The 25,800-nt window shown below is 58.4% G+C and carries 21 protein-coding genes and 2 pseudogenes; 12 read left to right on the top strand and 11 right to left on the bottom strand.

Annotated elements, in window-relative coordinates; all coding sequences use genetic code 11:
* Positions 1-3: 3 nt before the first annotated feature.
* The gene (locus ACR0AO_RS09035; RefSeq protein ID WP_260018791.1) at positions 4-1,245 is read right to left on the bottom strand and encodes a hypothetical protein; all 1,242 of its coding nucleotides are present in this window, start codon (positions 1,243-1,245) and stop codon (positions 4-6) included.
* Between the two features lie 242 nt (positions 1,246-1,487).
* On the opposite strand from ACR0AO_RS09035, the gene ACR0AO_RS09030 reads away from it, so the two are divergent.
* Positions 1,488-1,850 carry a winged helix-turn-helix transcriptional regulator gene (locus tag ACR0AO_RS09030; protein WP_260018790.1) on the top strand — a complete coding sequence of 121 codons (363 nt, stop codon included), beginning with the start codon at positions 1,488-1,490 and terminating at the stop codon, positions 1,848-1,850.
* Positions 1,851-2,069: 219 nt separating this feature from the next.
* Here the strand turns inward: ACR0AO_RS09030 and ACR0AO_RS09025 are convergent, their stop codons facing one another.
* Complete coding sequence (locus ACR0AO_RS09025; protein ID WP_480602701.1) at positions 2,070-3,206, bottom strand: acyl-CoA dehydrogenase family protein; 1,137 nt, start codon at positions 3,204-3,206, stop codon at positions 2,070-2,072.
* On the bottom strand, positions 3,203-4,378 hold the full coding sequence (locus tag ACR0AO_RS09020; protein WP_480602698.1) for a CaiB/BaiF CoA transferase family protein: 1,176 nt from the start codon (positions 4,376-4,378) through the stop codon (positions 3,203-3,205). Before ACR0AO_RS09020 ends, ACR0AO_RS09025 begins: the two co-directional genes overlap by 4 nt.
* Positions 4,379-4,463: 85 nt before the next feature.
* On the opposite strand from ACR0AO_RS09020, the gene ACR0AO_RS09015 reads away from it, so the two are divergent.
* On the top strand, positions 4,464-5,360 hold the full coding sequence (locus tag ACR0AO_RS09015) for a LysR family transcriptional regulator (RefSeq protein ID WP_480602695.1): 897 nt from the start codon (positions 4,464-4,466) through the stop codon (positions 5,358-5,360).
* Between the two features lie 342 nt (positions 5,361-5,702).
* On the opposite strand, the gene ACR0AO_RS09010 is transcribed toward ACR0AO_RS09015, so the two are convergent.
* The 4 genes from ACR0AO_RS09010 to ACR0AO_RS08995 are packed head-to-tail and all read right to left on the bottom strand — an operon-like array spanning position 5,703 to position 11,303.
* Positions 5,703-6,887, bottom strand: a complete 1,185-nt coding sequence (locus ACR0AO_RS09010; RefSeq protein WP_480602692.1) for an acetyl-CoA C-acyltransferase — start codon at positions 6,885-6,887, stop codon at positions 5,703-5,705.
* Positions 6,884-9,004 (bottom strand): 3-hydroxyacyl-CoA dehydrogenase NAD-binding domain-containing protein, encoded by a 2,121-nt coding sequence (locus tag ACR0AO_RS09005; RefSeq protein ID WP_480602690.1) that lies wholly within the window; start codon positions 9,002-9,004, stop codon positions 6,884-6,886. The genes ACR0AO_RS09010 and ACR0AO_RS09005 overlap by 4 nt, the downstream gene beginning before the upstream one ends.
* A gap of 11 nt (positions 9,005-9,015) precedes the next feature.
* The gene (locus ACR0AO_RS09000; protein WP_480602688.1) at positions 9,016-9,702 is read right to left on the bottom strand and encodes a dimethylsulfonioproprionate lyase family protein; all 687 of its coding nucleotides are present in this window, start codon (positions 9,700-9,702) and stop codon (positions 9,016-9,018) included.
* Between the two features lie 20 nt (positions 9,703-9,722).
* The gene (locus ACR0AO_RS08995) at positions 9,723-11,303 is read right to left on the bottom strand and encodes a fatty acid--CoA ligase (protein WP_480602686.1); all 1,581 of its coding nucleotides are present in this window, start codon (positions 11,301-11,303) and stop codon (positions 9,723-9,725) included.
* A gap of 234 nt (positions 11,304-11,537) precedes the next feature.
* On the opposite strand from ACR0AO_RS08995, the gene ACR0AO_RS08990 reads away from it, so the two are divergent.
* Positions 11,538-12,467 carry a LysR substrate-binding domain-containing protein gene (locus tag ACR0AO_RS08990; protein WP_271906905.1) on the top strand — a complete coding sequence of 310 codons (930 nt, stop codon included), beginning with the start codon at positions 11,538-11,540 and terminating at the stop codon, positions 12,465-12,467.
* A gap of 72 nt (positions 12,468-12,539) precedes the next feature.
* Here ACR0AO_RS08990 and ACR0AO_RS08985 read toward each other — a convergent pair whose 3' ends face one another.
* Positions 12,540-12,920: a sterol desaturase family protein gene (locus ACR0AO_RS08985; protein WP_480603160.1), complete on the bottom strand. Its 381-nt coding sequence runs from the start codon at positions 12,918-12,920 to the stop codon at positions 12,540-12,542.
* A 59-nt stretch (positions 12,921-12,979) separates the two neighbouring features.
* On the opposite strand from ACR0AO_RS08985, the pseudogene ACR0AO_RS08980 reads away from it, so the two are divergent.
* A pseudogene (locus ACR0AO_RS08980) lies at positions 12,980-13,273 on the top strand (transposase); the annotation flags it as partial.
* 377 nt (positions 13,274-13,650) lie between these two features.
* On the opposite strand, the gene ACR0AO_RS08975 reads toward ACR0AO_RS08980, so the two are convergent.
* Together ACR0AO_RS08975 and ACR0AO_RS08970 are read right to left on the bottom strand one after the other, a co-directional pair.
* Positions 13,651-15,318 carry an ABC transporter substrate-binding protein gene (locus ACR0AO_RS08975; protein WP_480602683.1) on the bottom strand — a complete coding sequence of 556 codons (1,668 nt, stop codon included), beginning with the start codon at positions 15,316-15,318 and terminating at the stop codon, positions 13,651-13,653.
* A 700-nt stretch (positions 15,319-16,018) separates the two neighbouring features.
* Positions 16,019-17,371 (bottom strand): serine hydrolase domain-containing protein, encoded by a 1,353-nt coding sequence (locus tag ACR0AO_RS08970; protein WP_480602681.1) that lies wholly within the window; start codon positions 17,369-17,371, stop codon positions 16,019-16,021.
* Between the two features lie 414 nt (positions 17,372-17,785).
* Between ACR0AO_RS08970 and tnpA the strand changes: the two genes are divergently transcribed.
* From tnpA to tnpC, 3 genes and pseudogenes are all read left to right on the top strand, one after another.
* Complete coding sequence (gene tnpA, locus ACR0AO_RS08965) at positions 17,786-18,196, top strand: IS66-like element accessory protein TnpA (protein ID WP_480602679.1); 411 nt, start codon at positions 17,786-17,788, stop codon at positions 18,194-18,196.
* Positions 18,190-18,543 (top strand): IS66 family insertion sequence element accessory protein TnpB, encoded by a 354-nt coding sequence (gene tnpB, locus ACR0AO_RS08960; protein WP_222506893.1) that lies wholly within the window; start codon positions 18,190-18,192, stop codon positions 18,541-18,543. Before tnpA ends, tnpB begins: the two co-directional genes overlap by 7 nt.
* A 54-nt stretch (positions 18,544-18,597) precedes the next feature.
* Positions 18,598-20,148: pseudogene (tnpC, locus tag ACR0AO_RS08955) on the top strand (IS66 family transposase).
* A gap of 329 nt (positions 20,149-20,477) precedes the next feature.
* Here tnpC and ACR0AO_RS08950 read toward each other — a convergent pair.
* Entirely contained in the window at positions 20,478-21,032 is a 555-nt protein-coding gene (locus ACR0AO_RS08950) for a TetR/AcrR family transcriptional regulator (RefSeq protein WP_480602677.1), read from the bottom strand.
* A 274-nt stretch (positions 21,033-21,306) separates the two neighbouring features.
* On the opposite strand from ACR0AO_RS08950, the gene ACR0AO_RS08945 reads away from it, so the two are divergent.
* The 5 genes from ACR0AO_RS08945 (at position 21,307) to ACR0AO_RS08925 (ending at position 25,792) form a co-directional block, all read left to right on the top strand.
* The gene (locus ACR0AO_RS08945) at positions 21,307-21,828 is read left to right on the top strand and encodes an alpha/beta fold hydrolase (RefSeq protein WP_480602675.1); all 522 of its coding nucleotides are present in this window, start codon (positions 21,307-21,309) and stop codon (positions 21,826-21,828) included.
* A 56-nt stretch (positions 21,829-21,884) separates the two neighbouring features.
* The gene (locus ACR0AO_RS08940) at positions 21,885-22,736 is read left to right on the top strand and encodes a PhzF family phenazine biosynthesis protein (protein WP_480602671.1); all 852 of its coding nucleotides are present in this window, start codon (positions 21,885-21,887) and stop codon (positions 22,734-22,736) included.
* A 45-nt stretch (positions 22,737-22,781) separates the two neighbouring features.
* Positions 22,782-23,786: an AraC family transcriptional regulator gene (locus ACR0AO_RS08935; protein WP_480602668.1), complete on the top strand. Its 1,005-nt coding sequence runs from the start codon at positions 22,782-22,784 to the stop codon at positions 23,784-23,786.
* A 500-nt stretch (positions 23,787-24,286) separates the two neighbouring features.
* A complete protein-coding gene (locus tag ACR0AO_RS08930; protein ID WP_480602666.1) occupies positions 24,287-24,751 on the top strand; it encodes a nuclear transport factor 2 family protein in 465 nt (154 codons plus the stop codon).
* Positions 24,752-24,928: 177 nt separating this feature from the next.
* Complete coding sequence (locus ACR0AO_RS08925; protein WP_480602664.1) at positions 24,929-25,792, top strand: cysteine hydrolase family protein; 864 nt, start codon at positions 24,929-24,931, stop codon at positions 25,790-25,792.
* The last annotated feature ends 8 nt before the right edge of the window (positions 25,793-25,800 follow it).

The raw sequence follows: 25,800 nt of genomic DNA, 5'->3' as shown, positions 1-25,800 counted from the left end.
ACGTTACCTCGCCAGATCAGCGTAGCCCGCGTCTGCCTTCAACATGTTCTGGAAGTTGCGGAAAAACTCCTGCTCCTCCACATACTGATAGTCGGGGAAGTTGTATTCACTGACGAAATCGCTGAGCCGGAAGTAGGCGCCCTTGCGGAAGGAGACCAGGTCGACATCGCCGGTATCCAGATTGCGCTTGAGCGTGACCAGAAACTGCTCATCCTGGTCATCGGCCTGCAAGACTGCTCCCAGCGGGCGTGCAGCGGTTTTCACCCCTGCGTCGCCCCAAAGCTCTGGGGACGACAGCCCTTCGCCTTTGCTGGCCTCGGCCAGGTCAGCCACCCGGATCAGATCGGCATCTCGTTCCTTGTTGATGACCAGCACATATTCTTCCGGCTGGAACTCCTCATTCGGAGCAGTGAAGTGCAGCACTTCAAGGGGCGTGTTGCCATAGCCGAGCTCGGCCACAGTCTTGCCGGACACATGGGCGCCATCAGCTAGATCGCCAGACGGGATCGTGACCAGTGGTGTGCAAGTGTAGGCGGCAACAACCGTCTTCACACCATCCAGATCGACCACGCTCATAGCCCGGATCGGCGCCCGGGTTTCGGTCTGATTGTGAACGGTATGGTAGATTTCGATGCTGGACGCGGAAGCGTTGTCAGTGAACGGGTACGGGATCTGCCGCAGGGTTGAGGCAAACTCTCCGGTCGACAGCCCGGCAGCAAACAGCGTGCCATCCACGAAATCAAGATCCGTGACGGTGAAGGTGGCAGCCGGAATGTCATGCCAGAAAGTGACGCTGTCATCGGGTGTGCCGTTCAGTTCCACCGACGTGCCCTCCAATGCGGTCAGGTCCAGCGGTGTGATACTGCCATCCTGATCCACGCGCACAATCATCGGCGACTTGCTGCCGCCCGAGCGCAGGGACATCGAAATATAGGTTTCCTTGGAGACGGGATGCACAGCGATGTCGTGATAGCTGATGCTGTACGGATCTGCGCCGGTCGAGGCCGCCAGCCGGGCGCCCAGGCCAATCAGGTTGTAACTGCGCGATTCCGCTGCCGGGGCAGCTTCGGGCAGCGTGTAGGCAAAGATCCTTCCGCCGTCGGAGTCTGCCACAAACAGCGTATTGCTGTCGGCAAACTCAAGCACGGTGGTGGACTGAGGCGTTTCAAGCGCGGCAGCGCCTGTTGCAAACGACAGGGACAGAATTCCTGCCGCCAGGGCGGGTGAGGTGAATTTCAGTTTCATGGTGCCTCCAGGCAGGTCGTGGGCTGGCGGCTCCAAGACAGTTTCTGCCTTGCCGCCGTGCCCCAATTTAGCACCTATGGTCCAATGCGGTGAGTAGGAACACTTTGGATACTATTGAAGATGTCAGTTCGCCTTTGCACAGAGGCTGTTCATGACGCGGAACCCGGCGCCCTCCGAAAGGAGCAAGCCTTGGCAGGGCGGCGTATCCAAGGGTACATTTCTGGAGCGAGGAGCTTATTGGGATGCTTGAAGACCAGATGAAGGATGCAACAGAGGATGATGCGGCGGCGCATGTATGCCCGGTCGAAACCGTCATCGAGATCATCGGCGGGAAGTGGAAGTGCCAGATCATTCACTTCCTGCTTGGCGGCACCCGGCGGTTCGGTGAAATCCGCCGTCAAATCCCCGACGTGTCTCAGCGGGTTCTGACCCGCAAATTACGGGAACTGGAAGCGCATGGAATCGTCGTCCGTAAAGTTTATGCAGAGGTTCCGCCCCGCACGGAGTATTCCCTTACGCCGGCCGGGCAGTCTCTTGAGCCCGTAATGCAGGAGCTAGACCGTTGGGCCCAGGCAAATCTGGGCAGTTCCGGTGGCGTAGTTTAGTTAGAATGAGCGATGGCGAAGCCGGGCACGCCTGTTGAATGCCGCACCGACTGGGCGAAGCAAAACAGTTTCGCCAGAGCAAAAAAGATCTTGGAAGGCTGTCTAGAATTCGGTCCAACGCCCGAACTACCGCAACAGCCTTCACAAGGCCTGTTCAGTTCACTCCGCTGAAGCAATGTTCAAAAACGGCGCTAACTGACATGACGCCCGCCTAAGCCGCTAACTCAGCATTTCGCGCGCGATGATGGTTCGCTGGATTTCCGATGATCCTTCATAGATCCGGAATATCCGTAAGTCGCGCAAGTAGCGTTCCACCGGAAAATCACGGGTATAGCCATAGCCGCCGTGGATCTGCAGCGCCCGGTCCGCAATACGCCACGCAGCCTCACTGGCAAAAAGCTTGGCGAATGCAGACTCAGACGAATAACGCTCTCCAGTGCCCCGCTTGCGGGCGGCTTGCAGCCCCAATGCCCGCGCCGCGGCCAGTTCGGTGGCACTGTCGGCCAGCATCCACTGCAGCCCCTGGTAATGGCCGATCGGCCGTCCGCCGACCTCACGTTCTTTGGCATAGGACACAGCCGCATCCAGTGCGGCGCGCGCAATGCCAGTGGCCTGCGCGGCCACTTCGATACGGCCGTTATCCAGCACCTTCATCGCGGTTCGGAAACCGGTACCCTCCTCGCCCAGCCGGTTTTCCGCGGGCACATGGCAATCAAACGAGATCGGAAACACATGGCCGCCGCGCAGCCCCATGGTCTCCTCATGTTTGCCGATCTCCACCCCAGCGGTTTTGGCCGGTTCCACCACAAAGGCGCTGACCCCGCGGGCACCGGCTGCGCTGTCGGTTTTGGCATAAACCACGATAAAATCTGCATCACCCGCATTGGAGATGAAGCATTTGGAGCCCTTCAGCCGGTAGCCGTCGCCTTCGCGGGTTGCGGTACTGCGCATATCAGCAGGGTTGGAACCCGCCATCGGCTCAGTCAGCGCAAAGGCGCCAAGTGCCTCACCCGCTGCGGCGGCCGGCAGGAAGCGCTGTTTGAGCACCTCCCCCCCGCCCAGGAGCAGCGAATCCGTTGCCAGGAAGTGTGCCGTCAGCATCGAGGCTGTGGAGCCGCAGGCACCTGCGATAGCCTCCACCGCGCCGTACAGAGCCGGCCCGGACAGGCCGATGCCGCCGTAGGTTTCAGGCAGGTTCATACCCATGATGCCCATTCCCGCCAATGCTGCGCGGTGCAGGGTTGCAAACTGTCCCTTGGCGTCGAGAGCGGCCGCGGCAGGTGCCAGCACCTCGCTGGAAAACCGTTCAATCTGGCTGATGACAGCCTGCTCTTCGCTGTTCAAGTCGCCGATCATTCGGCCTCTCCTTCCTGTAACTGTTGTAGAATTTCCTGTGTATGCGCGCCCAGTTCCGGGGCCGCCTGCCGGTGACCTCTTGCCGCTCCACTGAAATGGACGGGCTGTTCCGGCACAGAAAATTCACCGAGAATGGGATGTTTCACCGGGGACGCCAGCCCGCGCGCCTGCGCCTGAGGCGAGGCCCAGGCCTCAGACACTGTACTCAGGGCCGCGGCTGGAATGCCCGCCTCTGTCAGGACTGCCACCGCATCCTGCGCGCAGCGCACGGCGGCCCAGTCTTCGATGTGCCGAGCCAGGGCCGGTTCATTCTGTCGCCGCAACACATCACTGGAGAAACGCTCGTCCTCCGCCAGATCCGGCGCGCCAATGGCCTCCGTGAAACGGGCAAACAGCCGGTCGTTCAGTACCGCTACGGAAAAACTGCCATCTTTGGCCGGATAAGTGCCAAATGGTGCCGATAGCGCATGTTTGCTGCCCGTCCGCTTTGGCGTCTCACCCGCCATCAGCGCCCGGCAGGCCGCCACCGGCATCATCGACACCAACGAGTCGTAGAGCGCCAGATCAACATGCCGCCCCCTGCCACTGCGCTCCCGGTCAAACAGTGCCACCATCGCTCCGAAGGCCGCGAACATGCCGCCTGCAACGTCGGCAAAGGCATCACCAGCCATCATCGGCGGGCCATTCCGATCGCCAGTCATGTCCATAAGGCCGCTCATCGCCTGGATGATGATGTCATAGGCTGGCAGCATCCGGTTCGGACCGGTCTGGCCAAAGCCTGAAACCGAGACATAGACCAGTTGTGGATAGGCCGTGCAAAGCTCCTCAGCACCCAGCCCGAACCGCTCCATCACGCCGGGGCGGAAGTTCTCGATCAGCACGTCGCAATCTGCCGCCACCGCCCGTGCCACCGCCGCGCCTTTCGCGGATTTCAGATCCAGAACGATGGATTTCTTGCCGCGGTTCACCGACTGGAACAGCAGGCTTTCGCCTTCCTTGAACGGGCCGATATGGCGGTAGTCATCGCCTGCAGCGGGCTCAACCTTGATTACTTCCGCGCCCAGATCAGCCATCAGCGCCGTGCAGTAAGGCCCGGCCAGAACGCGGGAGAAATCCAGCACCCGGACTCCTTCGAGCGGCCTGCGGCCTGCCGATTTGTCATCTTTGAACATGCATCCACCTTCAATTGCTTGCTGGAGGATAGCGTTCGGTTAGGTATTGTAGGAAATACGAGATAGGTATGAAGGGTATTCCTGTTTGAATATACCATTGAACTTCCGCCAGGTTGAAGTCCTGCTGGCGGTCGCAGACACCGGCAGCACTGCCGCGGCGAGCCGCGCGCTGAACACCTCGCAGCCCTCGGTTTCGCTAGCCATTACCCGCTGCGAGGAGGTGTTCGGACAGAAGCTCTTTCTCCGTATCCCAGGGCGCGGGATGGAGCTGACCCCGTTCGGGCGGCACAAGGTCGCCCAGCTGCGCGAACTGGAGAAGCAAGCGCGTTGGGTACTGAGCGGCGGCGAAGGAACACCGGAGTTCCTGAACCTGGGAGTGTTTTCCACCCTCGGCCCGCGCTATGCCCCACGGCTGGTGCGCCGGTTCCTGAACGACCGCCCGGACGCCGAAGTCCGTATCCTCGAAGGTGACCTGCAAACGCTGTTCGACTGGCTCAGCGAAGGCCGGATTGACATGGCGCTGCTATACGACTTCGGCATTCCATCCGACTTTGTCATCACTCCGCTGATGGCGGCGGTGCCCTATGCCCTGCTGCCGCAGGGGCACCATTTGGCACATCAGCCCAGCGTGAACGCCGAAGACCTGGCGCAGGAGCCGGTCATCCTGATGAACCTGCCCCACAGCCGCAGTTATTTTCTGTCCCTGCTGCAAAACGCCAAGGGCTCAGTGCAGGTCGCCCACGAAACCAGGTCAATCGAAATGCTGCGTTCAATGGTGGCCAACGGGTTCGGCGTCGGTCTGCTGGCCACCGATCTGCCGGATGCCCCCTGTTATGATGGGAGCCCATTGATCCGGGTCCCTCTTTCCGGCAATCCGCCCCTTCATCAGATCGCTCTTGCCCATCGTGGTGCAGCTCTGAAGCGGCCTATTCTCCAGGCTTTCAGCGCCTTTGCAGAAGCCTTTTTCAATCAGCACCACTGAGAGCGAGGCACCCTTCCGGCGCAGGCCCTCTACAACATGATTTCGGTTTCCTATCCTGCCTGCGGCATGTCGCGTTTCGGCCCTTTGCTGCCGTTGGCCACTGCGTTCCTCCGCTGCACTGCGGCCCGTCATTGCGGACTTTAGCCGCGACGCCGAATTCTGATGCTGCGTGAATTCACACACTGCGGGACTTTTAGACTTTCGCTGCGAGTTCTCAAATGACTGCTATTTGCACATTGCGTCCGAGATGGAACGTGTCTTCTGCGGAAGGCGACCGTCGCAGATGACAGGTCGTCGATGTCTCGGTCAGATAACGCTCCGCTTAATTTTACTTCAGTGGCGTCAGGTGACTTCGAACAGTGCTGCGGCCCCCATGCCTCCGCCGACACACATGGACGTAACCACGTATTTTTCGCCACGACGCTTGCCCTCAAGCAAAGCATGCCCGACTTGTCTCGCGCCTGTCATGCCGTAGGGGTGGCCAATCGATATAGCACCGCCGTTCACGTTGTAGAGCTCGGGATCAATGCCAAGATGGTCGCGGCAATAGAGCGCCTGGCAAGCGAATGCCTCGTTCAACTCCCAAAGCCCGATGTCATCGATACCGAGACCTGCATTCTTTAGCAATTTCGGTATGGCATGGATTGGGCCGATCCCCATCTCTTCCGGTGCATTGCCTGCGACTGCCATGCCGCGATAGATGCCAAGGGGTGTAAGGCCATGCTGGTCAGCAATTTTCCGTTCCATCAGGACACAGGCCGAGGCCCCGTCGGAAAGCTGGCTTGCATTGCCGGCTGTGATGACGCCCCTTTCCAAAACAGGATTCAATTGGCCAAGTGTTTCGGCTGTCGTGCCTGGCCGGTTGCCTTCATCCTTGGACAAAGTCACCTCTTCCAGGGTCTCCTCCCCGGTTTCGCGGTTCCTGACCCGCTTGGTGGCGGTGATCGGGACAATCTCGTCGTCAAAGGCGCCAGCGGCTTGTGCCCGTGCAGTCCGCTTTTGCGAAATTGCTGCGTATTCATCCTGAGCGTCGCGGCTTATCCCATATACCCGGGCCACATTCTCAGCCGTCATCAGCATCGGCATATAGGCATGTTCGCACTGGGCGGTAACGCTTGGGTCCTTCTCATCACCTGCCCACTTCAGATAGGCATTCTGCACCGCGGAAATATTCTCCTGCCCGCCTGCAACCGCAACGTTCTGCCGATCCACGATGATCTGTTTTGCGGCCGCCGCAATGGCCATTAATCCCGATGAACATTGCCTGTCTATCGTCTGACCTGACACAGTGACAGGAAGTCCAGCCGCCAGCGCGGATAAGCGGCCGACATTCAGCCCTCCTGTTCCGGCAGTCAGGACCGATCCGATCACAACATCTTCGATCAATCCGGGGTCCATTCCTGCACGTTCAACCGCGTGCTGAATGGCGTGCCCCATCATAGTTGGGGATTTGATGTTGTTCAGCGCACCCTTGAAGGCAACCCCAATAGGGGTTCGTGCGGTAGAGACGATAACGGCTTCTCTCATGATGTTCCCTTTTTGGCCTCAAAGTGCTCTGCAAGTGTCACGCCCGTGTTTGCGAGTTCCTCCAGCAAAGGCGCGGGTGTGAACCACATCTCGCCATAGGCGCCCAGCGATTGCCGGTAGTGGTTCATGCGGTCCAGAATGCGGGGCAATCCGACTTCATCGGCATAGTGCATTGGGCCGCCGCGCCAGTCGGGAAAGCCATAGCCGTTGACCCAGATCAGGTCGCAGTCCCCAGGGCGCGTTGCCATGCCTTCTTCAAGGATCAGAAAGCCCTCGTTGATCAAGGGATACAGACACCGCTCAAGGATTTCCTGATCGTCGATTTGTCGGTGCGCTACACCATGCCGTGTGGCCAGCTCTTTGCTGATTTGAACAACCTCGGGATCTTCAACCCGTGTCCGGCCCTCGTAGATATAGCTGCCTCGCCCGGTCTTCTGACCCAGTCGTCCCAATTCAAAAAGCCTGTCCTGGACTGCCTGGAATGCCGGATCATGCGCAATTTCACTTCGCCGCTCCTGACGCACGCGGGCGCCCACATCGATCCCAGCCAGATCTGCCATCGCATGAATGCCCATGGCCATGCCGAAACCTTCAAGGACGTCATCTACCTGTTTCGGCGCCGCCCCCTCAAGCAGCAGCCGGGACCCTTCGCGGAAGTATGGCTCCAGCATCCGGTTCCCGACAAAGCCGTAGCAAACGCCCACCGTGACAGGGAGCTTTCGAATCTTCTTTGCGACTGTGATTGCCGTCGCAATGACATCGGGTGCGGTCTTGGCGCCGCGCACCACTTCCAGCAAGCGCATGACATTGGCCGGGCTGAAGAAATGGAGACCAATCGCATCCTCCGGACGGGACGTGACCGCGGCTATTTCATCAAGATCCAACGTCGATGTGTTTGAGGCCAGTATCGCGCCAGGTTTTGCGTGCCGGTCTAACGCATCGAAAATCTGGCGTTTGACATTCATGCTTTCAAACGCTGCTTCGATGATCAGGTCGGCATCTGCGAGGTCTGCATAGCTGAGCGTCCCTGTGGCGTTGGATGCAAAAGCCTCTGCCTGATCGGGACTGAGCCGTCCCTTGTCAGCTGCACGCTGGAAGTGCTTTGAAACCTGATCCAGCCCCTGTTCCAGCGCCCCTTGTGTAGTTTCCAAAAACGTGACCGGAAACCCCGCCTGAAGAAAGGCAATGGCGATGCCGCGCCCCATTGTTCCCGCGCCGATTACGGCGACCGATGCAATGTCACGTGGCCGCTGCCCGCGTGAAACGCCGGGAACCTTGGTGCATTCACGCTCAGCAAAGAACAAATGCCGGCCTGCACGCGACTGAGGGGTCTCCAGCAGCTCAGCAAAACCTGCCTTTTCCTGTGCCAGCCCCTCGGCCAGCGGCAATTCACAAGCGGCCTCGATAGATTCCAGGCATCTCTCAGGAGCGACAAGATTTTCGGATTTTGGCGCAATCTCGTGCCGGAAACCTGCGAGTAAACTTTTCGGATCAGGGTGTGTGACGATCATATCCGCGCAACTGCGTTTCGGGTCATCCTTACGCGCAATCCCGGTGGCGAAGTCCAGAACATGCGCGCGAAAATCCTGGTTGTTTTCAAACAGCGCGTCGACCAGCCCGCAAGACAGAGCATAATCGCCGTTCACGGGATCACCGGAAAGGATCATCCGCGTCGCCGCTTCCAACCCGGCAATCCGTGGCAGCCTTTGGGTGCCGCCGGCACCGGGCAGCAGCCCCAGCTTGATCTCGGGCAGGCCCATCACTGCCTCCGGCGTGGCAACACGGTAGTCACAGGCAAGTGCGATCTCCAGCGCGCCCCCCATCGCTGGGCCTGCAATTGCCGCGACAACAGGTTTCCTGCTGGTTTCAATTGTTACACACAGGTCTGGCAGATCCGGTTTGTCCCAGACTGCCCCTGTGCGGAACTCGGCGATGTCAGCGCCGCCGCAAAAAAGCGGCAGTGCGGAACATAAAACGATGGCCTTGACCTGCTCGTCAGATTCTAACTCATGAATGGCCGAAGACAGTGCTTGCCGCATCTTCAGGCCAAGGGCGTTCACTGGCGGAGCGTTCAGTTCGATGACTGCAACGCTGCCGCTGCGTTCTATAGAAAACATTTTGGGAAACCTCAGATGGACTTTTGGGCAAGACCTTGTTCGATCTCGGCCCAGTCGTCGAAGTGGATGACATTGCAGCGAGAACTCACGTTCTCAAGCCAGACAAAGACCGAGATGAACGGCTGATCATAGACCCGGGTGGCATGGGGCTCGCCCGCGGCGTTCCAGATAAGCGATCCAGCAGCATAGTCCTGCCATTCGCCGGATCTGAACCGCCAGCCGGATCTCTCTGACAGGTTCAGATAAAGCTCAGGCGCGTCGTGGTTATGGTCGCGGTACAACGTCCGCGGACCCAGCATGAAGATACCCAGGCTAAAGTCCGGGTGGTGAAGCCCGCAGGCGTCGGCGCCAATCAGCAAGGAATGCAAGTTGCACTTGATATAACCCTCTCCCAGGTCGGCGCCGGGCGGATAGAACTGCGCGTTGTCCTCGCGCCAGACCAGGTCATCCTTAGCCGCAGACAGGCATTTTGCGATTTCAAGCAGTTTGGGCTCGGTGATGCCGGCGATGGCTTGAGTCAGCACCTGATCATGACGGGTTCCCTGGGGAGGGACATCACGCTGCCGCCTGCAGGAAAGATCCATGGCTGCAAGCTTGTCCAGCGTCAGATCAACACCGGGCGCATCGCTGCGGTGGGTCTCCAAATACGCGACAATGGCTCGGATGAGGGCCTGAATACGGTGCTGCTTATCTGTCATGATTTCACGTCCGCGCCTGTTTAAATCTCTTGCCGCAAGAGTTTCTTGTCGAGCTTGCCAACACTGGTCCTGGGAAGCCGTTCGACAAAGACTATTCGGTCTGGCACCGCCCACTTCGACAGGTCCCCCATGTCAGCGCGCGACTGGAATTCTTCCAGGATGACTTGGCGCACCTGATCCGGTTCGGCATTCTTTGCAAGCTGAGCAACCAGCACCGGCCTTTCGCCCCACTTGGCATGTGGCAGGCCAATCGCGGCCACGTCTTCGACGCCGGCACAAGCGGAGGCTATGTTTTCCAATGCCAGTGACGAAATCCATTCGCCGCCGGTTTTGATCACATCCTTGAGTCGGTCAGTGATCTGCAACGATCCATTCTCACGGATGTAGCCAACATCCCCGGTGTGCAGATACCCGCCAGCCCACAGTTCGTCAGAGGCTTGCTCATTTCCGAAATAACCCTGGGTCAACCAGGGTGCCCGGGCAACAACTTCGCCGGTTGTTTCACCGTCATGTGGGACGTCCTTCATATCTGGCGTCACGACACGAAGGTCGACAAGCGGGCCGGGAAAGCCGGTTTGCGCCTGTCTCTCCGGATCATCGCTGGACAGATCTGCCACCGTCAGAAACGGACAGGTTTCGGACATTCCATAAGCCGCATGCAATGATATGCCAGCCGCAGCAGCGCGGTCCTGCAGGCCGCGCGGTAAAGCGGCCCCGCCAATGATTACTTTCCACTGGCTCAGGTCTGTCTGCGGGCAGCCGGGATGGTCGAGCACCATGGACAGAATGGTGGGCACGCAATGGGAAAAAGTGACGCCTTCAGCAGCAATCAGCCGCAGAACTTCGTCTGGCGTGTAGCGGCCGGGATAGACTTGGCGCACGCCCATCATCGTCGCGGCATATGGAAACCCCCATCCATGGACGTGAAACAGAGGTGTCAGCGGCATGTAGACGTCGCCGCGGTGAAACCCGGCGTTTCCGGGGAATGCGCCAAAACCAGCGATCAGGCCCAAAGTGTGAAGCACCAGCTGGCGATGGGAATAGCTCACGCCCTTGGGGTTGCCGGTGGTTCCAGTCGTATAGAACAGTGTTGCGGTCCGGCTTTCGTCAAAATCAGGAAATTCAAACCCGGTTGGAGCGCCCCCGATCCAGTCTTCGTAGCCGTCTCCGTTTCCGATGGGGACAATGGTAATGTCCCGGTCAAAATCCGATTTAATCTCATCAATAAGCGGCATGAAATCCTGATGCACTATGATCAGGTCCGGCTGCCCATGGTTGATTGTGTAAAGGACCTGCGCAGGCGACAAACGCACGTTGATCGTGTGCAGCACAGCGCCCATCATCGGAACCGCAAAGAAACATTCAAGATAGCGGTGCGTATCCCAGTCCATGACACCAACACGCATGCCCTCGCCAATACCGCTGGCCTTGAGGGCATTGGCAAGCTGGCCGATGCGTTCGTTGAGCTGAGCATAGGTCAACCGACTATTGGAGCCGCTGACGATCTCTTGCCTGGCGGAGACCAGCCTGGAACGCGTCAGCAGCTGCTTGATCAGCAACGGGTAGCCATATGCATTCAGCGAAGGTGACGTGACGGACATGCAGAAGGAATCCTTGGCTTTCTTCACTTGCCAATCTGCCATCTCTCAACGAGCCGAAGAATTGAAAGATTTTTGCATTCATCAAGGATTTCTAACCGGTGTGTTGAACGTGAAAATACCGTTTGACCGCATGTAAAGTTGGGCAAATATTCAATGCCACCCGCCGCCGCAATTTTTGCCGCCAGTTAGGCAAGCTAAAGGATGACAGGCTGCATTCATCAAGGAGGCCCGCCGGTGACGACCCATATGCCAACATTGGTTTCTCTGCGCGCCTTTGAAGCCGTGGCGCGTCACAAGAGCTTTCGCAAGGCCGCTGACGAAATCTGCGTGACGCACGCGGCCGTCAGCCATCAGATCAAGGCACTGGAGAATTCAATCGGGGTTCAACTGCTTGAACGCACAAGCCGGTCCGTCGAACTGACGCCAGCCGGCGAACAGTTTTATCCGCCAATCCGTGAACACATTCAGGGGATAATCAAGGCCACCCGGCGCATACAGGCGCCGGACGAGCCCGATGTGCTGCTCGTTCAGTCTTATGCGAGTTTCAATACAATGTGGCTGCAGCCCAGGCTTGCCGATTTCCTTCAGGACAATCCGAACACCCGCGTGCGCATAATCTCAACCTTTGAAGACGGTGACTATGATGCGCACAGATTTGACGCGGGCATCTTCAATGCCCCGCCTTTTGACAAGAGATTTAACTACAGCCCGTTGTTTGAAACCGACATTTACCCGGTGTGCGCTCCCGAGGCTTTGGGTGATCCGGACATGGGCATGACACTTGATGAATTGGAGAGATTCTTGCTGCTGGGTGTCCCGACCACGCCGTCAGATGTTGATGACTGGACTTGCTGGCTGGAGGCGGCAGGCCTCAGCCGCGACGACATGAAATTCGGATCCGTTTTTGACAATTATCCGCTGGTTCGTGAGGCAGTCCTGAAAAACCATGGAATTGGAATGGCAAGAGCACCGTTCTGCTCCCGTGACCTTGAGAGGGGCCGCTTGGTACAGCCGTTCGCCCTCTCTGTTCCGGAGCCGAGCCAATGGTACCTTGCAACGCCAAGAAACCGTGCAGCGAACCCGAAACTGGCTTTGTTCACCAGGTGGCTTGAAGAAGAAATCGAAGCTGACCCGACGATGAGACGCATTCCAGCCGACGTTTAGGCGTCGTCATTCAGGAACCACCGGTCAGCGTTCCAGATCAACGCTGACCGCCCTGGGGTGTCACCATGCCACTCATCTCGCGTGCATGCGTTTTTTGGTTTCGCGCACACGTTCCGTTGCCTCAGGGCTGCCATCGTGAAAGCTGCCGAACCAGTTATCCCAGGGCATTTCCGGGCCGCCATAATTGCATTCGAAATACCGGTGATGCAGTTGGTGGTGGAACGACCCGATCTTCAGGTGGGCCTTGTCTCCCAGCACCAAGTTTTCAAACCCGGCATGCGACGTGGCTGAAGCAAGCGCCAACGAGAATCCGATGAAGAGGAAGTGGATCGGATGCGCGGGCACAACCAGGAAGATCAGCAACAGGCTCATGTAGCCGACATGCTCGATCGGATGCATGGAAAAGCCAGACCACGGTGCGACTGAAACACTGCGATGATGCACCGAATGCACGCGTTTATTGAACCGCCCCGGTTTCACCGGAGGCTCCGAAGTTAGTAAGGATGGAGCCTATGGGACGAGACAACAGATCAAACCGCTATTCACCTGAGACCCGCGAGCGAGCGGTTCGGATGGTTCTGGACAACGAAGGGCAATACCAGGACCGGTCAGCCGCGATCCGGGGTATTGCGCCGAAGATTGGATGCAGCAGGGAATCTCTGCGCCGTTGGGTCGCGCAGAGCGAAGTGGACAGGGGGCATCGGGGTGGTGAGACCAGCGAAGAACGCGCCAGGATCCGGGAACTGGAGCGCGAAGTACGAGAGCTGCGCCAGGCGAATGAGATCCTAAGGAAGGCGAGCGCATTCCTGGCTGGTCCGCGCCGGTCGAACTTGTAGTCGTCGCCTTGCTTCTTCCATCCGTAAAGCCACAGGTGCAGCCCTTGGGCAAAAATGGTTATCAGGATCAGGTTGCGCGCCCAAAGCTGCAATACCCATCCCCAGCTCAAGCGCTGCATTTGCTCCAAGGGTGGCACCAGCCACGCCCAGATGGCCCAGGCCATCAGGGCGTAGATCAGGTACTCGGTGATCGGCAACCAGTTGGTCGCAAACCACCGGAGCGTGGCCATGGGCCTTGGCGGCCACGAAAAAAGCGGTGTTACTGCGACAGGCAAGTCGGGATGCCAGTTCCATTCCTTGCTTGTGCCAGCTTCCACGCGCTTTTCAGTGGCCGACATGTGCGCCTCCTATGCGTCCAACCAGATCTTATCCATGTGGATTTCAAAGGTCGGGTGCATGGCCATCCCTTTCACATTTGGGCGGCTGTGATTGTAAAGGGAGCGCCAATAGGGCTGCGTCACCACACCTTCGTCGAGCAAGATCCTCTGCAGTTTGGCCATGATTTCCCTGCGCTTGTCCGCATCAGGGGTTGCCAGTGCATCTGCCAGCAAACGGTCGAACTCAGGATTGTTGAACCCGGTTTCGTTCCAGTTTTCTCCGGACCGGTAGGTCAGGGCCAGAATTTGCACGCCGAGCGGGCGCATGTTCCAATTGGTCGAGCTGAAGGGAAATTTCGCCCAGTCATTCCAGAAAGATGCTCCAGGAACTACTGTTCGCTTCACCTTGATCCCGGCTTCTCGCAATTGCGCAGCCATGGCGTCGGTTGTGTTACGGCGCCAGTCATCGTCGATCGAAATCAGCTCGTGCTCAAAGTCTTCCATGCCGACTTCCTTGAGAAGCTCTATGGCCCCGGCAGGATCGTGAGGTATCCGGTCCACTTCCGCATACTCGGGATGAATCGGACAGACATGATGGTTCTGCGCCGGTATTCCCAACCCGTTGACCCCCAACTCGAGCAATACTGAGTTGTCGACCGCCATTGACAGGGCGCGACGGACACGTGCGTCTGCATAGGGTTTTTTGCCATTCACTGTGGCGTCCTGATTGGGGCGGATAACAATGGTCGCGGCCGTCACGGCTTCGTTTTGCTGCAGGCCCAGCCCGGTCAGCACCGCAACAAAATCACCGCTGGATTCGTAGTTGGCGTCGATTTCTTCCGCTTCATAGGAAGACAGGATGGTGGTCGGGTCGGTTCCCACGTCCAGGTATTCGATCCTGTCCAAATAGGCCCCCTGGCCCTCGTTCCACCACGTGTGGCCGTCTTTGCGGACAAGCACGGCTTTAACGCCGACTTCATGGCTTTCCAGGGTGTAGGGACCTGTCCCCAGTGGCGCCTTGAAAGGATCTGCACTGCCGGCGTCTGGATGCACGATGGCTGCGGGATAGTCCGCCATGCCGGCGATCAGTGTAATATCCGGGTTCGGCAGGTTCAGCCGTACGGTCGAGGCGTCAACCACTTCGATGGTTCCCTCAGCCGCCTTTGAGGTATCGGGATCAATCAATGTCCCGAACCGGCCCGCCATGGAATTGCCTTCGGCCCCCTTATCGCACCACCGTTCAATATTGTATGCGACATGCTCCGCGGTAAGTGGATCGCCGTTGTGCCAGGTCACCCCGGGGCGGACATTCAGAATGTAGGTCTTTGCATCTTCGCTGATTTCCCAGCTTTCCAGAAGCATCGGCTCAAAGGTGAACTGATGAGTGTAGCGCACCAGATACTCAAGCCAGCCCCGGCTGATGTTGGCTTGCGGGCTGTCATCATAAGACCGCGGATCCTTGCCTTCCCGAACAACCATCCCGATCCGCAGCGTTCCGCCGGTCTTTGGTGTTTCTGACGCGAACGCCGGGGCATTCATGCCCAGCATGGTGTAGGCTGTTGCGGTAGTGGCCCCGAACGTTGTCGCCATGGCAAGAAATTCACGCCGGCTGACTTCGTCATTCCGACGCTTCGCATTGTGAGCAGAGTCTTCGAGGGTTGCGGGCAGTATGTCACAGCCGGACTTGTAAAGTTTCATGAATTCCTCCCGGGTTGGCGGGAGGCAAACGCCGCGATCAGAGCCGGAAGGGCTTCTGGAATCATGAACGCTTACTTCCCATTGTCGTTGGCACGCCTGGGGTGAAACAAAGTCCAAGCCAAGTTATGCCTTATTTGTAATGGCAATATGTATCGGCAGGCCCGCGCTCGAAGAACTGAAAAGATTTTTGGATCATGTACAATCAGTAACCGGTGCAGGATTGGAGCTGAACTTTTGCACAGGTGATCTCGTTCCTAAGTTGGCGAATATGAGCACCGGTAAGACTGCTGCCGAGAACCTGTGGGAGGTGTCATCCTTCCTGTGAATGTCTGTTTTGCGCCGTTCACACTTATTCAAGCGTACTGCAACATTGACCGACTTGGGCTCGTTGCTGCCTTGCGGTAGCGCGGAAATGAATAGGCCTAAATGAACGCCGGAATGACAGCTTTCTCAGATGGCACCACGAGATCTCGCACCCGCCGAGAAGGTCCGCAAACCGCCCGACCTGCATGCGCTGGCCCGCCAGACTGGTCACCAGGCTTGGGGCCGCCTGGCGTCGTCTGGCAGAAGCGTCTTGGTGAAGTTTCGCTGCAACCCTGCCGCCGCATCGCCGCAGGTCGGCAGAGAGCCCTACATGCCAGTTTTCTGCTCGGCGGCGAACGTCAGCTTCCAACGTCCCAACTCACTTTTTTGAACCAACTCATCTGAACAGTTGTTGAACGATTTCGCGGGCGTAGGCGTGAACCCAAACCTCTGCTTGGTAAGAGGACGAGTAATAGACCACTACCGTGTCAGTCTCAGGGGACACATAGAGGCACTGACCAGTTCTCCCTGATTTGTACATGTCTCCATCCGGGAAAACAGCATCCCACTGGTAGGACGCGCCAAAGCCATCTTCGCCAAAGTCGTTGAGGAGGCGCTTGCTCATGTAGTCTTCGCCATAGATGGCGGGGGCGGCGGCGGCTTGGACCTTTGCAAAGTAGTCCTCTGAGACCACTTGTTCTTCTGCGACAACGTCCCAGCTCGGCGTGAAAAGCACTCCGAAGCGGGCCAGATCACGAAGTCTGGCGGCGAACGCCCCCGGAGAAGAAGGTTCTCCACTGACAGTCAGGCCGAGGACCCCGTCACCCTCCATGCCTGCTTGGCTCCAGATGTGTTCGGTTACGAGGTCTTCGAAAGGCTTCCCTGTAACCTTCTGCAAGATCAACGTCGTGACGTAGGTGTTGAGAGACGCGTACTCAAAACGACTGCCAGGTTCTACGTCAACTTCGACGCGCTGCAGCGCTTCCATGAGTGACAGACCCTCTGGGATATTGGGGTCACCAAAGCCAATGGCGTAAAACAGACTGACCGGGTGGTCTGGAGAGCTACCCAACCGACTTTCGCTTATATCAAGACCGGATCGCTGGTGGAGAACATCAGCCACCTGGATATCTGCCCAAGGTGTGTCTCCGAGTTCAGGTACATAGTGGGATACCGTTTCATCAAGGTTGATGAGACCTTGCTCGTTGGCGATGTGTGCAAGAGTTCCGACCAGTATCTTGGTTGCAGAGGCCCAGAGGTGATTGTCCCAATCGCGTATGCCAACATACTCTTCGAATACGATCTGTCCCTTGTGGATAACCGCGATTGCCTTGAGCCGAGACCTTTCATCTTGGATCATCTCGTTCAGTGTCATCGTGCCGAGAATGGTTGTCGCTCTGACATCACCAACTTCAGGCATAGGCTGGTAGCTGAGTTCTGAAACTGGCCCATAGCGATGCACAATTGCTGTTGGCAGGTTCTCACTAAGGCGAGACGCTGCATAGCTGCCGGCATCGCCGGACGTGGTCAGAGTTTCTCCGTCATAGGCTTGTCGATAGGACTGGCTCTGCTCAGCAGAAAAGCCGTCTCGGCCTTCTGTGACAGACTTCAAGTCCGCCGGAGTTGTGAAGTCGGAACGCTGTGGCTCGGCTTCTTGCCCGGCTGTATGGCTGACAAAGATAGTTAGCCCGAAGAGCAAGGCGAGAAGGGACGTTGCAGGAGAGCGACGATGATCATTTTGGTTTCTCATAAATGAAGTATCTCCCTCGTAAACCGTTCGTCAAGAAAGCCCTTGCCGACCAGATCGCAAAGTAAACCAGAGCGGCCATTTGTAGATCACCATTCAACGGCAGCAGTGTCCGGCGACCTGTGAATTCGGGTGAGTGATCTCGCTGCGGCGCGCATGAGTGACCGCTCTTCCTGCTGCTTGGCGGCATCAAACTTCGTGCTCACGCGGCGATTTTTCTGCTGCGAGCACGCGCAGCGAGAAAATCCAGGGTACAGGTTGGGCTCTCATCAAGATTTCGCCGCTACCAGGCCCGACCACGGCTTTGCGCGTGCGGGTGGCAGCGCATCACCGTAACCGGCGTCTGCGCCCCACGTTGTAGCGCCCATCCCGTGCTGCGAGATCTTGTACATCTCACAGTGGGGAGTGCGTTTCGCAATGTGCGCTACAAATTCGTTTCTCAAATCGTTGGGCGTCGAGATCTACGCGTCGGGTCACCGGCGCTGGCCGGATGAGGCCAAGGCCAGGGCGGTGGCGGATACGCTCGAGCCGGGTGCGACGGTGAATGGCGTGGCCGCGCGGTATGGGGTCTTAGCGAACCAGCTGTCGGCTTGGCGCCGACTGGCGAAGCAGGGGAAGCTGGTATTGCCAGCGGCGGAGCTGGACGAACCGGTCTTCACCCCGCTGGTGGTCTGCGATGTTCCGGAGGAACAGCCGGAACCGGACATTGCGGCATCCGATGAGGTGATCCGGATCGTTTCGGGCGAAGTCAGGATCGAACTGGCGCCGGGCACGCCCGCAATCCGGATTGCCGAGATCGTGCATGCGCTCGGGGCCACGCCATGCTGATGCCCTCACAGGGCGTCCGGATACTGGTGGCGACAAAGCCGGTGGACTTCCGCAAAGGCCATGACGGCCTTGCGGCGCTGGTGCAGTCAGTGCTGGCCGAAGATCCTTTCACCGGCACGGTCTTTGTGTTCCGCGCCAAACGGGCGGACAGGATGAAGATCCTGTTCTGGGACGGCAGCGGACTTGTGATGGCTTACAAGCGGCTGGAGGAAAACAGCTTCACTTGGCCTGCCATCCGCGACGGGGCGATGACGCTGAACCGTGCCCAATTCGAAGCGCTGTTTGCCGGGCTGGACTGGCGGCGGGTGCGGTCCCTGGAGGCGCGCCGCCCGGCTGTGGCAGAGTGACTCGGGCTGCGGAAAGCCTGCGTCCAGAGAGGCAGACCAGGGTATGCTCCGGACATGTCCAGCACCCCGCCCATCGACCTTTCTGCCATTCCCGAAGACCAGCGTGACGCTGTTCTGGCAGTGCTGCGCGAGCGGGATGTGCTTCGGGAGGCCAATAAACGCCTGGAGCATCTCGTTGCCGAGCTGAACCAGGCCGTGCATGGCAAAAGGTCGGAGAAGCTGAGCGAGGACGAGCGGCAGCTGGCCTTCGAGGATCTCGAAACCGCGGTGGCCGAGGTCGAGACGCAGCAAAACACGCAGACATCCACCGGTCCGGCGCCGCGCAAGCCAGCCCGCCGCAACCGGGGCAATCTGCCCAGGGACCTGCCGCGGATCGAGAAGGTGATCGAGCCGGACAGCCTGGACTGCCCATGCGGGTGCGGCGAGATGCACCGGATCGGCGAGGATCGCACCGAGCGGCTGGATATTATTCCCGCGCAGCTCCGTGTCATCGTCACTGTCCGGCCCAAATATGCCTGCCGCGCCTGCGCCGAGGGCGTCATCCAGGCTCCGCCCCCCGCGCACCTGATCGAGGGCGGTCTGCCGACCGAGGGCGCCATCGCGCATGTGCTGGTCAGCAAATTCTCGGATCACCTGCCGTTATACCGCCAGAGCCAGATCCTGGTCCGCTCCGGGATCGACATTCACCGCAGCACGCTCGCCGATTGGGTGGGGATGGCCGCCTTCCACCTCGGTCCCGTAGTCGACCGGCTGGCCGAGCGCCTGAAAGGATCGGGCAAGCTGTTCATGGACGAGACCACGGCGCCGGTCCTGGACCCAGGCCGCGGCCGGACAAAGACCGGATACCTTTGGGCGCTGGCCCGGGACGACCGCGGATGGGGCGGCGATGACCCGCCCGGCGTTGTCTTCACCTATGCCCCGGCCCGCGCCGGGCAGAACGCGGAACAGATCCTGCAGGGCTTCGATGGCATCCTGCAGCTGGACGGCTATACCGGCTACAACCGGCTGACGCGCCCCTCGCGGAAAGGCGGCGCGCCGGTCACCGTCGCGCATTGCTGGGCGCATGCCCGCAGGAAGCTGAAGGAAGTCTTCGACCGCGACGGCTCGGAGATCGCCGCCGAGGGACTGCGCCGGATTGCGGAGCTCTACCGCATCGAGGGTGAGATCCGCGGCATGGGCCCCGGCCAGCGGCTGTCGGCCCGGCAGGCCCGCACCGCGCCGCTGGTCGCCGGGTTCGGAGAATGGCTGCAAAGCCAGCGCCGCCGGATCTCCTCAAAGTCGCGTCTCGGAGAAAAGCTGGCTTACATCCACCGGCAGCGGGAGGGGCTGCAGACCTTCCTCCACGACGGCCGCGTCGAGATCGACTCCAATGCTGTCGAGAACCTGATCCGCCCAATCGCCCTGACGAGATAGAACGCCCTCTTCGCCGGCCATGATGAAGGCGGCCGCGCTTGGGGCCGCATCGCTTCGCTCATCGCCACAGCAAAGATCAATGGCGTCGAGCCCTTCGCCTACCTCAAGGCCACCCTCGAAGCCATCGCTGCAGGTCACCCTGCCAGCCGGCTCGACGAACTCCTCCCCTGGAATTTCCAGCCGTCAAGCTGAAAGCCCGGTGCCCTCCAGACGCCGCTTACGCATCACCGGAAACGCCGCAGGAACAGCCTCTTGGCCGAAAATGTCAACGGCCGGTCCCTATCCAAGCACGACAAGGGCTTTGCCGCGTTGGCATTCGGCAGCAGTGAGCCCATATCTACTGATGCTGCTATTTCCGCGAACGGCTGGTATGTCGTGGTCAAAAGGTGCTGACGTAGCCTTCAATCTCATTTGTATTACTAGCAAATAGGAGCACGTTCGGGTCTTGAGGGGAGTTCATCTCCTAAACGCTATTCTCGCCAAGCTCAGAAGGGGCGAGCGGTCCATAGGATACAGACCATTCAATTTTCAACCAGAAGGCTGGCGACCGATTTTGCTTCGCGGGCAGCCGACTCTGAATGTGACATGGACGCGATGACAATCGCCCCTTCTTTCAAAAGAAGGAATTGCCGGGCCAGTGCATGCGGGTTCTCTGCCCCGGCTTGCGTGGCCAGATTTTCAAAGTGGTCCACAAGCATTCGTTTGTGCGCATAGGCCTGCGCGTTGATCGCATTGTCCGGGTCTTGGAATTCGGCACTTGCTTTGATGAACATGCACCCCTGAAAGCTGTCTTCGAGAAACCACTCCTCAAGCGCGTCAAACATTGCCAGCAATTGCCCCTTCGGTGTGTCGGCCAGCTCTTCCATGCGCCGGAACAGCCAATTTCGGAAGTTCTCGTCCCGAAGGCGGAGCACCGCCAGGATCAATTCATCCTTCGTTCGGAAGTGCTTGTAGATCGAGGTTTTCGACACTCCGGTTTCTTTGGCGACAAGGTCCATGCCAGTCGCGTGAAATCCGTTCCGATAGAACAGCAAGAGTGCTTTACGAATCAGTTCGGCTCGCTTGTTTTGGCTCATTCTGGCATCCATCGCTGACTGATCGGTAAATAGCCTTGAATTGAAAGTCGGTCAATAAAACAGGCTAAAATCTATAGCTTAACCGCGATAACTTCGACGTTATCATCAGCGACCATGTCATTCATCACGAATTTTTGCTTGCCTTCATTAACCGATCAGTACACTTTTCACATTAACCGATCTGTTCACCCTTGAGCCGAAGAACCTCAGGCTCAATCGCTCCTTCGCCGAGCACACAAAACAACTTGGCCGCTCCGGCCCTTGGAGAACCAGCATGGCCTATGCCTTTGCCAAAATTGCGTTCACGCCCACAGTCTGGGACCAACAGGACAGAAACGGGGCCGGAGCATTTGCAATCTTCCTGTCCGACATGCGGTACGGCGGGGATACTCTCTCCGGTTTCGAGCGTGCTTTCATCGAGGGATGCGACGGGTTCTACCAGGCGACCGTTTCAGAAACCGGATGGTCCTATGTCCAGTTTCGCGGCGGGCCAGCCGGGTTTCTCCAGACCGGTGCCGGCAACCAGGATGTGCAGCTTGAGATGTTTCTCGATTATGGCACCAACGTTCGCGAATACGCCAAATGGCAGGCCATGTTCCGCGATAATCAACCGCCAGCGCTGATCATCTGGGGCAAGAACGACTACATTTTCCCGGCCGAAGGGGCGCATCCGTATCTGAAGGATCTGGATGATGTGGAATTCCACCTTCTGGATACCGGTCACTTTGCCCTGGAAGAATTCGGCGAGGTCATTGCCGCCGAGATCCAGGACTTCCTCCCGCGCACTCGGCAGTAACCGCGGCCCTGCCTGGCACCGCCTGGTCAGGGTCCGATCAAGAAAGGAGCCGCACAATGACCACGATAGATATGACAGGTGTTCGCCGGATAGCCGCATTTTCCGAAGGCAGAGCCGGCGGAAACCCTGCAGGTGTACTTGTTGGCGACAACTTGCCAAGTGATGCAGAGATGCAAGCCATCGCAAGCGCGGTTGGGTACTCGGAAACTGCCTTTGCAGCCCGCCAAGGTGACCACTGGCGCGTTCGGTATTTTGCTCCCGATTGCGAGGTTGCGTTTTGCGGTCATGCCACCATTGCACTTGGTGCCGTCTTGACGGATCTGCACGGCCCGGGCTCGTACGCACTGCAGATCAACGCAGGCGAAATTAGCGTTGCCGGACGCTTGGACGATGGCGGGCAGCCGCAGATCGAATTGTCTTCACCGCCGACGCACAGCAGCCCGGTTGAACGTGCTTTGCTTGAAAAAGCACTTGCACTCTTCGGTCTTCGCAGCAGTGACCTTGATCCGCGGATACCTCCGGCAATCGCAAACGCTGGCAATGATCATCTTGTTCTGGCCTTGAATGCGCGCGCACGATTGGCCGCTATGGAGTATGATCTGAGTACCGGGCGCCTCCTCATGGAGTTGCATGGTCTGACCACCATCAATCTGGTCTGGGCTGAGGACCGGCACCACTTCCATTCCCGGAACGCCTTTGCCATCGGCGGTGTGGCTGAAGACCCCGCAACCGGAGCCGCCGCAGCAGCGCTGGCAGGATACCTGCGAGATCTCTGCTGGCCCCATAATGGCGGCATCCGCATTTCACAAGGTAGCGACATGGGCGTTCCCTCCAAACTGGCAGTGACGATTCCAGACGAGCTAGGCTCGCCAGTGCTGGTGGCGGGGACAGCCCGTACAATCGAGTAGAAAGCCTGGTGAAAATCCAAATGTAAACGGGGAGGGGAATCCGAAATGGCATCCGTGGCATCTGTATTTGCGACCACCTTAACCCGCGCGGCGGGGTTTGAACTGAATGCGGATGGAGAGGTTCTGAGCGGAGGAGAAATCCTGTTCCGCCTGAACAGCTCCACCGCGCACAAGATCCCAGACAGTGCCTATTTCGAATTAGTCGGCTGGCTGCAGAAACAGAAGAAGGACGACCCTGAACTTGTCTTCAGCTATGCGCGGGAACTCCGCAGCAACGATCTTGGCGCTTTGGGCCTGGCGGCGAAATCCGCACCGACCCTCCGGGATAGTCTGCTGCGCCTGGAGCGCTATTTCCGGTTGGTCACAGACACCGCAGTTTACCGCTTGAATGAAGAATCCGCTCCAGTTCTGTTCTCGCTTGAAACCTGCACCCCTGATCACCCGGCACTCCAGCTCCGGGATGAATGTGCGCTTGCCGCCATGGCAGAGAAAATCAAAACCTTTGGCATCGGCGAAGTCGAACTGGATCACGTTTCCTTCAAGCATGGCTGCCGAGGAGACCCCGCGCGTTTTGAGGCCTTTTTCGGTTGCACGGTCCTGTTTGGAGCGAACCGGAACGCGCTCGCGTTGGCGCCTGACATTTTAAACAGACCAAACAAATTGGGAGATCAGGGCATTTCCGATTTCCTTGTTCGGCACCTGGACACGGAAATCCAGCACCTGTCCGGATCGCGTTCCCTAAAAGAAGAAGTTCTGGATCATCTGGCGTCGCGGCTAAGCGAAGGGGTGCCGCAAGCCTCGGATGTAGCAGTGCAAATGGGTATGAGTGAACGCACTTTTTATCGCCGCCTGGCGGATGAAAACCTGTCCTACAGGGATGTCCTGAGGGATGCGCAGCTGTCATTGGCGCAGGAACTTTTGACCGGCAGCAGCTGCTCCATCGCCGAAGTCGCGTTCCTGACCGGGTTTTCCGAACAAAGCACATTCAGCAGAGCGTTCAAGCGCTGGGTTGGCGAGGCACCTGCGCAGTTCCGGCAGCTTTCGCTGTAACATGCCAGGCACCAGCAGGGATTGGCAGACAGTGCCAAAAGCTTGGCAGAAACGGCCAATACCCAAAGCGCCCCGGGTCCTAAATTGGTTTCATCAGTCCCTGAGGGATGCCAGCACTCAGACGTCAGGACACTATCTGACACAGTCAAGGCAGACCTCCAACCGGAGAAGCAGGAATGAGACGTTCCGAAAAGTCTGTCCTCCCCAACCGGCCTTCATTGCCGGGCATGCCTTGTCCCCCCAGCCATCGCGTTCGCAGCCTTTCCGGCTCTATTTCTGCTTCTCCTCCTTCGTCATCCCGCGGCACTTTGAGGCCCTACAAGAAGCTGTCCAATGAAAGGGTACTCGCTCTGGGGCTCATTTGCAGTGTTTGGCCGGTTCTCGCGTCCATCGCTGAGATCGTAAGGCTTGCCGGGGCACCAGGGGCGTCACTTTGAACCTTGCCGGCCTCATGCACCCTTTGATGCAGTCCCTACAATAATCACCAAAAGGAAAGTAAAATGACACGCCCGCCGTTGCCGCCGTTCACCCGCGAAACTGCCATTGAAAAGGTCCGCATGGCCGAAGATGGCTGGAATTCCAAAGATCCGGAAAAGGTTGCACTTGCCTATACGGCCGACAGTGTCTGGCGAAACCGGTCTACGTTCATGACCGGGCGCCCCGCCATCATTAAGTTTCTGACCGACAAATGGATCCGGGAACAGCATTACCGCCTGATCAAGGAGCTCTGGGCCTTTTCCGGCAACCGCATTGCGGTGCGGTTCGCCTATGAATGGCGCAACAACAGTGACCAATGGTTCCGGTCCTATGGAAACGAAAACTGGGAATTCGCCGAGGACGGGCTGATGAAATGGCGGGTCGCCTCGATCAATGACCTGCCTATCGATGAAGCGCAGCGTCTGTTCCATTGGCCGGATGCAGCACGCCCCCTGGAACATAAAGGTCTGACGGAACTGGGCCTTTAGGAACCTGAAGACTTAGCGAAGCCGTAGCGCAACCCTGCACCGGTCCTGCAAGCAAGAAAATTTAACACCGGCAACACAGCTGCATCGGCTGTGAACAGCAGAGTTTTGCCCAAACCTCTGCACCTTCAAAGCAGGACCCCAATGTCCTGCATCCACCTCTAAAAAAGGAGACTTCTCATGAGTTTCGGTCACGAACATAAACACAACTGCGGGTGCGGACACACACAGGAAAGCGTCGATCTTGCACGCCGCCGCCTACTGGCAGGTGTTGCCGCCGCAAGTGCTGCGGGGGCTGCGTCCGTCATTGGCCAAACAGCCGCGGCCGCAACCGATGCAGCCAAGGTTCAGTACGCTGATCCTGAAAACCCAGGCCTGCCGCAAATCGACATGACAATTGAACCTGGACGCACGGCCCTTGTTGTCACCGATCCGCAGATCGACTTCCTGTCAGAGGACGGAGTGACCTGGGGGGTTGTGGGTGAAAGCGTCACGGAACAGGGTACCGTCGACAACATCGAACGCCTCTTTATCGCGGCCAAGGCAGCGGGCATGCCGGTCTTCATCTCACCGCATTACTACTACCCGCATGACCATAAGTGGAACTTCGAGGGCACGTTGGAAGCGACGATGCACAAAATTGGCATGTTTGACCGCCTCGGTCCGCTGAACCTCGAAAACTTCGAGGGATCGGGCGCCGATTGGATGCCGCAATACAAAAAATACATCGAAGACGGCGAGACCATCGTGTGCTCCCCTCACAAGGTCTACAGCCCGGCGCAAAACGACCTGAACCTGCAATTGCGCAAACGCGGGATCGACAAAGTGATCCTTGCGGGAATGTCCGCCAACCTCTGCACGCAGGCGCATCTCTATGACCTGCTTGAATTGGGCTACGAGGTCGCCGTTGTCCGTGATGCAACCGCTGGGGCCAAAGTTCCGGAAGGGGACGGATACCTTGCCGCACTGATCAACTTCCGCATGGTGGCCAACGGTGTGTGGTGGACCGAAGACGCTGTCACCCGGATTGGAAATAGCGCCTGACGCGCAGC

The organism is Ruegeria sp. AF8 (assembly GCF_056541825.1).
Note: the sequence above shows the minus strand (reverse complement) of the source record. Positions and strands in the feature narration are given on the sequence as shown.

Bases quoted from the DNA above. Each gene is read 5' to 3' on its own strand.
- ACR0AO_RS08995 (WP_480602686.1), bottom strand. From the start codon at position 11,303: ATGTCCGTCACGTCACCTTCGCTGAATGCATATGGCTACCCGTTGCTG.
- ACR0AO_RS08935 (WP_480602668.1), top strand. From the start codon at position 22,782: ATGGCATCCGTGGCATCTGTATTTGCGACCACCTTAACCCGCGCGGCG.
- ACR0AO_RS08950 (WP_480602677.1), bottom strand. From the start codon at position 21,032: ATGAGCCAAAACAAGCGAGCCGAACTGATTCGTAAAGCACTCTTGCTG.
- ACR0AO_RS09010 (WP_480602692.1), bottom strand. From the start codon at position 6,887: ATGAGAGAAGCCGTTATCGTCTCTACCGCACGAACCCCTATTGGGGTT.
- ACR0AO_RS08930 (WP_480602666.1), top strand. From the start codon at position 24,287: ATGACACGCCCGCCGTTGCCGCCGTTCACCCGCGAAACTGCCATTGAA.
- ACR0AO_RS09025 (WP_480602701.1), bottom strand. From the start codon at position 3,206: ATGATCGGCGACTTGAACAGCGAAGAGCAGGCTGTCATCAGCCAGATT.
- ACR0AO_RS08975 (WP_480602683.1), bottom strand. From the start codon at position 15,318: ATGAAACTTTACAAGTCCGGCTGTGACATACTGCCCGCAACCCTCGAA.
- ACR0AO_RS09000 (WP_480602688.1), bottom strand. From the start codon at position 9,702: ATGACAGATAAGCAGCACCGTATTCAGGCCCTCATCCGAGCCATTGTC.
- ACR0AO_RS09005 (WP_480602690.1), bottom strand. From the start codon at position 9,004: ATGTTTTCTATAGAACGCAGCGGCAGCGTTGCAGTCATCGAACTGAAC.
- ACR0AO_RS08940 (WP_480602671.1), top strand. From the start codon at position 21,885: ATGACCACGATAGATATGACAGGTGTTCGCCGGATAGCCGCATTTTCC.
- tnpA (WP_480602679.1), top strand. From the start codon at position 17,786: ATGTGCGCTACAAATTCGTTTCTCAAATCGTTGGGCGTCGAGATCTAC.
- ACR0AO_RS09030 (WP_260018790.1), top strand. From the start codon at position 1,488: ATGCTTGAAGACCAGATGAAGGATGCAACAGAGGATGATGCGGCGGCG.
- ACR0AO_RS08970 (WP_480602681.1), bottom strand. From the start codon at position 17,371: ATGAGAAACCAAAATGATCATCGTCGCTCTCCTGCAACGTCCCTTCTC.
- tnpB (WP_222506893.1), top strand. From the start codon at position 18,190: ATGCTGATGCCCTCACAGGGCGTCCGGATACTGGTGGCGACAAAGCCG.
- ACR0AO_RS09020 (WP_480602698.1), bottom strand. From the start codon at position 4,378: ATGTTCAAAGATGACAAATCGGCAGGCCGCAGGCCGCTCGAAGGAGTC.
- ACR0AO_RS08945 (WP_480602675.1), top strand. From the start codon at position 21,307: ATGGCCTATGCCTTTGCCAAAATTGCGTTCACGCCCACAGTCTGGGAC.
- ACR0AO_RS08925 (WP_480602664.1), top strand. From the start codon at position 24,929: ATGAGTTTCGGTCACGAACATAAACACAACTGCGGGTGCGGACACACA.
- ACR0AO_RS09035 (WP_260018791.1), bottom strand. From the start codon at position 1,245: ATGAAACTGAAATTCACCTCACCCGCCCTGGCGGCAGGAATTCTGTCC.